1 protein-coding gene is annotated in these 344 nt (G+C 56.1%); it reads right to left on the bottom strand.

Annotation, left to right across the window (positions count from 1 at the left end; all coding sequences use genetic code 11):
* Positions 1-161: 161 nt before the first annotated feature.
* The coding region (locus AC1RPR_RS08570) for a hypothetical protein (RefSeq protein WP_481763527.1) at positions 162-344 on the bottom strand (183 nt) is incomplete at its 5' end.

Here is a 344-nt window from a genome sequence, read left to right as displayed (position 1 = left end):
AATGTGCCCGTCGTGATGTCCGTCGCGCTTATGACGACTGCCCCAGTCTTTCCGTTGACCGAATTCACGCCACTTCCACCACTTGAAGAGGCCGCTTCTACGATCACGTACACAGCGTTGGTGTTTGCGGGGATCGTGGACAGCCCCGTGACCTTTTGACCTCAGGTCCACACGGTAGCTCCCGACGGAACTGAGACTGCGGCTGATGCGTTGTAGACGACGGTGAACGTCGAGTCTGCGGACACGAGCTTGCCGAAATCTTCGTAGTTGATACCGAACAGGTACTGCGTCCCATTAAACACATATAGGCCCGGGTCTCGTCCCAAACTCGGTTGAATCGGAAC

It is taken from the genome of Dellaglioa sp. CoH-57-MRSF-22 (assembly GCF_056781895.1).
Note: the sequence above shows the minus strand (reverse complement) of the source record. Positions and strands in the feature narration are given on the sequence as shown.